General features: G+C 37.7%; 8 protein-coding genes. 3 read left to right on the top strand and 5 right to left on the bottom strand.

Features of this window, described 5'->3' with window-relative positions:
• Window positions 1-558 precede the first annotated feature (558 nt).
• From larB to AC3DU7_RS16050, 3 genes are all read right to left on the bottom strand, one after another.
• Window positions 559-1,401 carry a nickel pincer cofactor biosynthesis protein LarB gene (gene larB / locus AC3DU7_RS16040; protein WP_488040330.1) on the bottom strand — a complete coding sequence of 281 codons (843 nt, stop codon included), beginning with the start codon at window positions 1,399-1,401 and terminating at the stop codon, window positions 559-561.
• Window positions 1,402-1,953: 552 nt separating this feature from the next.
• A complete protein-coding gene (locus tag AC3DU7_RS16045; protein WP_488040331.1) occupies window positions 1,954-3,729 on the bottom strand; it encodes an ABC transporter substrate-binding protein in 1,776 nt (591 codons plus the stop codon).
• Window positions 3,730-4,099: 370 nt separating this feature from the next.
• Window positions 4,100-4,771: a HEAT repeat domain-containing protein gene (locus AC3DU7_RS16050; protein ID WP_488040332.1), complete on the bottom strand. Its 672-nt coding sequence runs from the start codon at window positions 4,769-4,771 to the stop codon at window positions 4,100-4,102.
• A gap of 608 nt (window positions 4,772-5,379) precedes the next feature.
• Here AC3DU7_RS16050 and AC3DU7_RS16055 point away from each other — a divergent pair.
• The 3 genes from AC3DU7_RS16055 (at window position 5,380) to AC3DU7_RS16065 (ending at window position 7,424) form a co-directional block, all read left to right on the top strand.
• On the top strand, window positions 5,380-5,505 hold the full coding sequence (locus tag AC3DU7_RS16055) for an IS4/Tn5 family transposase DNA-binding protein (RefSeq protein WP_488040337.1): 126 nt from the start codon (window positions 5,380-5,382) through the stop codon (window positions 5,503-5,505).
• 47 nt (window positions 5,506-5,552) lie between these two features.
• Window positions 5,553-6,215 (top strand): vWA domain-containing protein, encoded by a 663-nt coding sequence (locus tag AC3DU7_RS16060; protein ID WP_488040333.1) that lies wholly within the window; start codon window positions 5,553-5,555, stop codon window positions 6,213-6,215.
• Window positions 6,216-6,641: 426 nt separating this feature from the next.
• Window positions 6,642-7,424, top strand: a complete 783-nt coding sequence (locus AC3DU7_RS16065; protein ID WP_488040334.1) for a PP2C family serine/threonine-protein phosphatase — start codon at window positions 6,642-6,644, stop codon at window positions 7,422-7,424.
• A 639-nt stretch (window positions 7,425-8,063) separates the two neighbouring features.
• On the opposite strand, the gene lptB is transcribed toward AC3DU7_RS16065, so the two are convergent.
• Both lptB and AC3DU7_RS16075 read right to left on the bottom strand, forming a co-directional pair.
• A complete protein-coding gene (lptB, locus tag AC3DU7_RS16070; protein WP_488040335.1) occupies window positions 8,064-8,792 on the bottom strand; it encodes an LPS export ABC transporter ATP-binding protein in 729 nt (242 codons plus the stop codon).
• A 741-nt stretch (window positions 8,793-9,533) separates the two neighbouring features.
• Window positions 9,534-9,731: hypothetical protein (locus AC3DU7_RS16075; protein ID WP_488040336.1), on the bottom strand; the 198-nt coding region annotated here is incomplete at its 5' end.

A 9,731-nucleotide genomic window follows, 5' to 3' on the forward strand; every position in this document is an offset into this window, starting at 1 on the left:
GATGTTTATATTACAGCTAAGTCAGATGCAGAAATTCTTTTATTTGATTTAGCATAGCTCAGGAGTTATTTCAGTTATCAGTTATCAGTTATCATTCCCCATCCCCAGCTATGCAATAACTATTCAACCGAATTTGAAATTGTAACTTAAAACTCCTTCTTCTTCTTTCCTGACTCCTCCTAAGATATCAATTTTTAAGCCGTTTCAGCAATTATTAATTACCTAAATTTTTTATCATTTTATTTTGGGTTTAAGAGGATATCTGAAAAGTTGTTTAGTACTGAATTTTGCCCCCCTAGCCCCCCAATTCTGGGGGTAACAAGAATCTATTAGCTAGTAAAAGTCCCCCAAAATTGGGGGATTTAGGGGGCGAGTAATTTAGCAAAAAAGTTGTTTAGTACTGAATTTTGCCCCCCTAGCCCCCCAATTCTGGGGGTAACAAGAATCTATTAGCTAGTAAAAGTCCCCCAAAATTGGGGGATTTAGGGGGCGAGTAATTTAGCAAATGAGACTTCTCAGACAACCTCTAACACTCCGCCTTCTACACGGTGTTTATAATTACTTGAAATTTGATTCCCCATCCACTTCTTCCTTCTTTCTTCTTCCTTCTTCCTTCTTCCTTCTTCCTTCTTCAATAGCTAATTTCTCTCCTGTCCTAATAATTTGCCCTGCTAAAATAGCTGCTCCAAAACCATTATCAATATTAACAACACCTATTCCTGGAGCACAAGAATTTAACATTGTTAATAGTGGAGCTAAACCATCAAAATTAGCTCCATAACCTACACTTGTAGGTACTGCAATAACAGGACAATCTGCTAAACCTGCAACTACACTAGGCAAAGCACCTTCCATTCCTGCTGCTACAATTAGTACATCTGCTTCTGCAATTAAATGTTTATTGCTTAATAAACGATGTATTCCTGCTACTCCTACATCCCAAAGCCGCTTTACAAAAAAACCACAAAGAGTAGCTGTAACTGCTGCTTCTTCTCCTACTTTTAAATCAGCAGTACCAGCACTGACAATTGTAATTATACCTTGATGTTTTGGAGTAGGAAAATCAGAGATAATTGCACATATTTTTGCATCTCGATAATAATAAAGACCAGGAATTTTGTCCTGTAGCTCTTCATAAATTTCTGGTTCAATTCTTGTTGCCATTACTACAGGATTATTTTTCCTCATTACCTCCATGATTTTCACAATTTGTTCTGGTGTTTTTCCTGGTCCCCAGATAACTTCAGGAAAACCTGTTCTGATATTTCTATGGTGGTCAATTTTGGCAAAATTTTCGACATTTTCAAAGTCAAAATTTTTGAGCTTTTCTAAAGCTGAATCTGGAGTTATATCTCCTGTAGAAATTGCTGTTAATAACTGCTTTAAATCTTCTGATTTCATTAGAATTAAATAAGGGAGTAGGGAGTAGGGATTAGGGGAGTAGAGCTGCTTCATTCTTGATAGACACGGGGACGCGGAGACAGGGAGACACGGGGATAGAGGCTTTTAATTTATGATTAAAAGTGGACTTTTCATCCAAAGAAGTAGAACTGCCTCTGACTGTCTCCCCATCAGGCTTTGAGAGAAACGCAAAAATTTAGAATGAAACAGCCCTCGTAGGGGAGAAAGATTGTTGTTGGGTTTATCCTATGGATAAGCTGGCGCTAACGTCCCTCAACCCAACCTATATCTATTGCAACATTTAAGATGAAACAGTCTACTACTAGACTGACTTATTACTTTGAGCATTTTACCTAATCGTTTTGCCAAGTACTATAAATTAATCATTGATATATTAAACATATCCAAAAGTCATTTCAGTTATCAGTTATCAGTCAAAAATTAAAGCAATTATTATCTATAAGCAGTCGAAGGAAAGGGTGCGGAAAAATCAAAAGTTTAAAACTAAAACAACAGAAGATTGTTCTTTCCTCCTTCTTCCTTCTTCCCTCTTTACTCAGAAATTTGCAGTTCATATAAGTTCCAAAAACCTCCGGAAAGTTCAGTATATTTAATTCCTTTAATCCGATTTCTTATAGCTTCAAATTCTAGAGGACTAACCATATATATAAAAGGTAATTCTTCAGCAATAATTTGCTGTGCTTGACCATAAATTTCTTTTCGTTTTTCTTCATCTAATTCTTGAGATGCTCTAACATAAAGATCGTCTATTTCTTGTTCCCAGTCATTAATTTTCCAACCTTTTACGTTGTCTTCCCCAGGTTGAGGTCCTTGATTAAAAGTGTGTAATCTACCATTAACAGACCAAATATTATAACCACCATGAGGCTCAATACCTCCTCCGATAAAACCTCCTAGATAAGCTTCCCAATCTCTGGATAAAGATAGTCTTTCTACATAAGTATTAAAACTGAGAAACTGCATATTTACTTTAATACCTATTTTGGCTAAATCTTGATTGATTTGTGTTGCCATTTGTTCTCTAACTTTCCGACCAGCACTTGATAATAAATTAAATTCTACTCTATTATCTTCACTGTCTAATAATTCACCATTTTGATTATATTTAAAGCCAGCACTCAGTAAAAGTTCTTTGGCTTTTTCTGGGTTATAATTGTAAACTTTTAAGCCTTCTTCTGGAGATAAATAAAAAGGACTGGTGACCGGAATTGGTGAATATTGGGGCGCACCTAATCCACGGTATATATTATTTGTCATTGCTTCCCTATTAATTGCATAGGCGATCGCTTGCCGAAAAGCTTTATTATTAAACCATCGAGATTTAAAGGGTTTTACAAATGGTTGACCTTGAGCATTCTTTGCCTGATTCAAATTAAAAGAAATAAAGCTAGAAGAAGATGTGGGACCACCATTATAAATAGTATACTGACCGCGATTTTCTTCTCGTTTTAATAGAGGAAACATTTCTGGTTCTACCCCAATTGTATCTAGTTCGCCAGAACGAAAATTTAAGAGTTGATTGTCTGTATTTTCGATGACTTGCCAGGCAATATTTTCAATATAAGGTAAATTATTTTCTTGCTTATCTTTTCGCCAATAAAATGGATTTTTTTCTAAAATAATGCGCTGATTTGCTGTATAACTTTTGAGGCGATACATCCCATTACAAATAATTTCTTTGACTGGGGTATCAGTTCCCCATTTTGTGAGATAGTTTAATTCTCCTTTAGAGTTAGTAGTCCTAACTGATTCTTTTAAAGCATGAAGAGGTAGAATACGTAATCCTCCGGCATATCTAATAAAAGGGGCAAAAGGTTCTGGTGTGGAAAATTCTATACGGCGATTATCGATTTTCTTTACTGTTGGTAAAGCTCCACTTTGGCCTATTCTCAGAATGTCTTTAAAACTAGTAGGAATTTTATCGTTGAGGTATATTTCATTATAAGAAAAAACTACATCATCAGCAGTTAAAGGTTCTCCATCTGACCACTTCAACCCTTCTTTTAAAGTAATAACTATTATTTGTCCATCATCAGAAATTTTCCACGATTCAGCTAACCCTGGCTCTAATTCTCCTGTGATACCATTTTCAATAATTAAACCCTCATATAGATAGCCAAAAACATTATATGCTGATTGATTTAATGGATAGTTAAAAGTAGAGGCATCACTAGGCGTAGGTACAACAATACGAGATTGATAATTTGATGGCTCTGGCTGACAAGCACTAAGTACAAATGTCACAATTATTGTTATTAAAATTGCTAATCTACGATAGTAATTTTGGTTGAGATTAAATTTAATCATATTGATTTAGACATTTGGTGAAAAGATAAATATATAAACTTTTTGCTCATAGTAGGGAACACTTACAGCAGTTTTCATTTCGGTAGAAAACTGTAGGGACATTTCATGGAACATCCCTACAGAGTATTGATAGTAGGGAATAGATTTTCACGGCTAAAGATTACTAAAAATGATTTTGTAAGTGACTGTTATTTCTATAGCTTAAAACTCAGACAACACTAGATTTTTCTCCTTCCTCCTTCCTTCTTCAAATAGTAATAGGGAATATATTTTCACGGCTAAAAATTACGAAAAATGATTTTGTAAGTGACTACTATTTCTATAGCTTAAAACTCATACAACGTTAGATTTTTTAGTCCTTCCTTCTTCCTTATTCCTTCTTACTTATTCTGCCCAGAGATATACTTGCTGCTTGAGATACTTGAGAATGGCTATCTTTTTCTAAATATTTCAAGGCAGATATACTCTTAGGAGTAGGCATATTTCCTAAAGCTTCTGCTAAACGTTGGCGAATTAACCAATCTTCTGAAAGAGCAAATTTGAGAATATCCTCCACTGCTTCTAAGTCTCCAATTTCTCCTAAAGCGGCGATCGCTGCTTGTTGGATCACCATCTCCTGATTATCTAAAGCTTCTATCAATAAATCATGGGCACGAGGATCTTTCAGGTTTCCTAGAGAAACTGCGGCACTGAAACGTACTAACCAACTGGTATCCTCATAAAATGCTCTTGCTAAGGGTTCAAAAGCTCTAATATCTTCTAGATAACCTAATGCCCCTGCAGCATCAGCACGAATTCCATAATCTGCATCTTTTTCTAACAATTCTACTAAAATTGAGTAGCATTCCTCTGTTTGCTTTACACCCAGGGCAAATACTGCCATGGAGCGTACTGGTAAATTTGGGTCATTCAATACTTTTTTAATTAAAGGTACTGCCTCAGTAGCAGATACTTCTCTTAGGTAGGCAAGGGCAAGGAGGCGATCGCGAGAATTTTCACTATCTAGTTGGACAGATATTTGCTCTAAACTCATATTTTGCATATTTGGCCTTTATTTGTAAAACTTTACATTTGTTATTATAAGCAAGAGGGAAGAGGGAAGAGGGAAGAGGGAAGAAGTATTGAAGAAGACAGAAGGCAGAAGAAAGCTATGTTGTTTATGCAGCATTCTACAGGAAAATTCTAATTGATCAAGGATAGAAGTTATATCAAATCCGTTTAATTAAGTATAAAAAAATATTCCATCTTCAACCATTACCAAATATTTCTCGATCTCCCCTCCTGGAAGTCAATCCCCTTCTTTTAAAGGCGGTGCTTTATAGAACCCCTAAACGGATCTATTAAACATCTCTTCCACGCATAGGGAGTAGTAGGGACGTTGCATGCAACGTCCGTACAGAGTAGGGGGAAAGAATTGATGAATAACAGTGCAATAATTGATTTGATTTTTGATTGTTGGAGATATCTATCTATAGTAATTAAATATCAATATCCTCACTTCTTGGCCTAAAAACCCAACATTAGCTAATATTCCAAATGGGTTCTATAAACATCTTTGACTTAAGATAAAACTTGACAAAAAGAGCCAAGTGTGAGTTGTTGCTAGAATCGCCTCTGGCCTTTTAAAATCACAAATATGGAAAAATAGATATTAGAAGAGCTAGAAGAACAGACTTAGGAGACAAAAGAAGAACCAAGAGGTTCATGGAAATAGTCTCTAATTTAAGCAACTCACCGCCCGCGATAGTGCCAACGGTAAGGTGTTTTAACCCCTAGAGATGTCAAAATATAGATTGCTAATAATATAAGGCCAAAAAACTACTATGAGACTTGATGAAGCAGTAGAATTTGCAGAAAATCCTGAACCCCGCTGTCCTTGTGTCCTACTATTAGATACCTCAGCATCAATGACAGGTACACCTATTCAAGCTTTAAATGACGGGTTAGAAACTTTTAGAAATAATTTAATTACCGATGACTTAGCCAAAAAACGAGTAGAGGTGGCAATTATTGCCTTTGATAACCAAGTAAAAATTGTGCAAGAGTTTATCACTGCAGACCAATTTGAAAACCCGGTATTAACAGCCCAAGGACAAACTTATATGGGCACAGCTATTAATAAAGCGCTGGATATGATTGCAGCTCGGAAGTTAGAATATCGGAATAATGGCATAACTTACTATCGACCTTGGATTTTTTTGATTACGGATGGCGAACCTCAAGGTGAATCAGAAAAAGTAGTAAAGGAAGCAGCAGACCGCATCAGACAAGAAGAAGATAATAAGCACGTTGCTTTTTTCGCAGTGGGAGTAGAAGGAGCGAATATGGATAAGCTTGGAGAAATTGTACTCAGAACACCACTAAAACTCAGGGGACTTGACTTTCGGGAAATGTTTATTTGGTTATCTGCCAGTATGCAGCAGGTTTCCCACTCTAAAGTTGACGAACAAGTGGCGCTGCCTCCTCCTGGATGGGGAGCAGTATGAAGAGCGTTGCTGAATACTGGGATGATTTCGGCTGACACGGGGACATGGAGACACGGGGACGCGGGGACGCGGAGACACGGAGACACGGGGACGCGGGGATTATGGTTTCTGCTTTGGTGACAAAATCATCCCGCAATTATCCAATGCTCTTTAAAGAAGCACTTCAGCCTTCAGCATTCAGCTTTCAGCTCTTCCTCAGCTTTTTAACTCAGAAGTCAGAAGTTGTTTTTGTGGGGTTTGAGCAAATCTCCAAAAACATTTCGCCTTAAAAGGCGGGGTATTATTCCCAATTATTTTGATCAAAGCTGAAGCGCTGATAGCAAATTAATTATAGAAAAAGGTTTGAGAGCAATTGGTGCTTAAATGTAGATATTACAACACCTAAATATCTTGCACAAATGAAAGAAAGTTATCAAAAATTAGGTTATGTCAACAGAAGAACAAAGTCATTGGCAAGTGGTATCGGCGTCAGTGGCAGGTACAAGTCACAAAAAACGTGGACAACCATGTCAGGATGCAAATCATTGGGAGATTTTGCCGGGAGGTATTTTAGTTGCAGCAGTTGCTGATGGTGCTGGTTCATCCAATTTTGGGGAAGTAGGGGCAAAAATTGCTGTTAGTGCTGCAGTAGAAACTATTTCTCAACAACATTCGTTGTCTAAAGATAATAATGTTGATTGGCAGTATAAATTAATTGAAGCTTTGAGAGCTGCGAGGACAGCAGTTTTGGCTGAATCTCAAGTGAAGAAAGTTGAGGCACGGGAGTTTGCTGCAACTTTAATTTTGGTGGTAGCGACACCAGAGTTTGCCATTGCTGCTCAAGTGGGAGATGGTGCTGCTGTAGTGGGAGATGGTGAAGAAAATATTTTTCCGCTGACTGCTCCTCAAAGTGGAGAATATATTAATGAGACAACTTTTTTGATTTCAGATCAAGGTGTGGAAGCTGCTCAAGTCAAGATTTGGCAGGGAAAACCAGTTCATTTGGCAATTTTTTCAGATGGGTTACAAATGCTGGCTTTGAAGATGCCAAGGGGGTTGCCTCATTTTCCGTTTTTTGCACCATTGTTTAAATTTATGACTGTAGTTACTGACGAACAAGAAGCAACTAAACAATTGGAGGAATTTTTGCGATCGCCTAAAGTAACTGGTAGAACTGATGATGATTTAACTTTGTTGTTGGCACGGCGGTGTAATATCATTTCCGGTTAGAATTGTTGGGAGTGGGAGTGAGGGAGTAGGTAGGGACGTTGCATGCAACGTCCGTACACGGAGAAGTATAGCGCTCCGCGCAAGGCAAAAGTCAAAAGTCAAAAGTTAAAAGTAATCCCTCACTGAGTTTAAGCCTTTGTAAATGTCCTAACCTTTGTTTCGACTGCTATAAACATAAGAATAATTAGGGTTTGCGCTCATAAAGTTTTTTGGTAAGGGTAGGAGCCAGAATCGGTGAATCGGTGAAGTCAGGAGGAATAGGAATTATAGAAGAAATAGTCAGAAGAATAGTACCTTGATTGTTCTGCCATAATCCTCCCAAAATGCGCTCCTTTTTGAGTATTTTAGACTGAAAACTTGCGCACTTTTTTAGACCTAAAAAGGCTAAAACTTATATCAGTAAATGTTTTGAGATTTAATCAGCAAACTCTAATTAACATTAACTGGGCTGCTAATGAGCAAAAAAATTACTCGGCTCTTTTTAATTATAAGGTTAGGACAAATGAAAACTGCTATAAGCCTTCTTCCCTCTTCCTTCTTCCTTCTTCCTTTGTAATAGGACTTACGCATGAACGCTATTGGTAGGTAGCGTAACGCACCGATGTCCTTATGTAGTGTCTTTGCGTAAGTCCTCGTAATTTAAAACCTAAATTTATCACCCAAATAATACTGACGTACTAATGGATTATTATAAAGTTCTTCTGCTGTTCCAGATGCCAAGATTTGTCCATCGCGCATAATATAGGCTCGATCGGTAATTTCTAGAGTTTCTCTAACATTATGGTCAGTAATCAGAATACCCATTTTTCGTTCTCTTAATTTGGCAACAATCTTTTGAATTTCAGAAACGGCAATAGGATCTACTCCAGCAAATGGTTCATCTAAAAACAAAAATTTTAGTCCATCTTTGCTAGAGGCCAAAGCTCTTGCTAGTTCTGTTCGTCTTCGTTCTCCACCAGAAACTTGTGAACCTAAAGTAGAAGCAACTTTTTCTAAGCGAAACTCATACAATAGTGAATCTAAGAACTTTTTCCACTGGCGACGAGGAATTTTTGTTTGTTCCAAGACTAGGAGAATATTATCTCTAACACTAAGGTTACGAAAAATGCTTGGTTCTTGTGCTAGATAGCCAATACCCAGTTTTGCTCTCTTGTGAATTGGTAGAGTTGTAATATCTAAATCATTTAAAAAGACAGTGCCAAGAGAAGGTTTTTCTATACCTGTAGCGATATAGAATGTAGTGGTTTTACCTGCACCATTAGGACCAAGGAGGCCAACAATTTCTCCTTGGGCAATGAATAGATTAACTCGACTAACTATAGTACGCTTACCATAGTTTTTGTGAATATTCTCAAGAACAATTTTCATACTTATGGGTTAGAAGCCAGCTTTCAAAGACTAACTAAGCTGTAGAAACAACAAATATTTTACCAATTCCAGGGGGCTTCTACATACACAAAGCACTACATTTGTCAATCAATATTATTGTGCAAAATTCATCTCAACGTTGGTTGAAGACTGGCGCTCTCCCGTTGGCGGAGCCTAGCGGCAGCTATTAGGGGAGCGTCGGGATGTTTGCGTAGCATTCCGGAGGAAAAACCAATCAATAAGAGCGGTTCTTACAAGGGTATGCTATCCTAAATAAAATATAATTAGGGCTTGCTGAAAAAGTCTTTTTGCTAAGAGAGGGAGTAGGGAGTAGGGAGTAGGGAGTAGTGAAGAGTCAAGAGGAATCAGGGGTTGTAGAAGACATACAAAGGAAAAATTATCCCAGGCCCAAGTCTACCCAATTCTTACCCAAATACTCAATTTTTGAGCATTCTTAGGGGAAAACAGGGGTACTTTTTCACTACCTAAAAAGCCTAAAACCAATATCAGTAAAGACTTTTATATTTAATCAGCAAACCCTAATTAGGCTGCTGGGCTAGCAGTTTCAGTCTGTGGAGCGACCGTAAGACCAGAAAGAGGTTTGGCCTCGGAGGCAGGTGCATAGAAGCAGAAAGTCATGAGTCGCGAGGTTTAGGAATCCCGCGTTGTCACGTAAGCGCAACGTCGGGAGGATGTCAATAATAACTTCTAACTTCAGTAGGGGCGAATGGCCATTCGCCCCTACTGACTTCTGACTTCGTTAAATATAGCAATGTGCGCTGGCTTATTTACAAATTGCAGAAACTGTCCAATAGCTAAAAGTTTTATATTATTCCAACGGAGATGCTGCGCAAATAGTTTTTTATTCTCCCTGTTGCCTGTTGCCTGTTGCCTGTTGCCTGTTGCCTGTTGCCTGTTGCCTGCGCGCAGCGCTATAAT

Source organism: Okeania sp. (assembly GCF_983059655.1).

Excerpts from the sequence above, each read along its gene's own strand:
- AC3DU7_RS16050 (WP_488040332.1), bottom strand. The coding sequence starts at position 4,771 with ATGCAAAATATGAGTTTAGAGCAAATATCTGTCCAACTAGATAGTGAA.
- lptB (WP_488040335.1), bottom strand. The coding sequence starts at position 8,792 with ATGAAAATTGTTCTTGAGAATATTCACAAAAACTATGGTAAGCGTACT.
- larB (WP_488040330.1), bottom strand. The coding sequence starts at position 1,401 with ATGAAATCAGAAGATTTAAAGCAGTTATTAACAGCAATTTCTACAGGA.
- AC3DU7_RS16045 (WP_488040331.1), bottom strand. The coding sequence starts at position 3,729 with ATGATTAAATTTAATCTCAACCAAAATTACTATCGTAGATTAGCAATT.
- AC3DU7_RS16065 (WP_488040334.1), top strand. The coding sequence starts at position 6,642 with ATGTCAACAGAAGAACAAAGTCATTGGCAAGTGGTATCGGCGTCAGTG.
- AC3DU7_RS16060 (WP_488040333.1), top strand. The coding sequence starts at position 5,553 with ATGAGACTTGATGAAGCAGTAGAATTTGCAGAAAATCCTGAACCCCGC.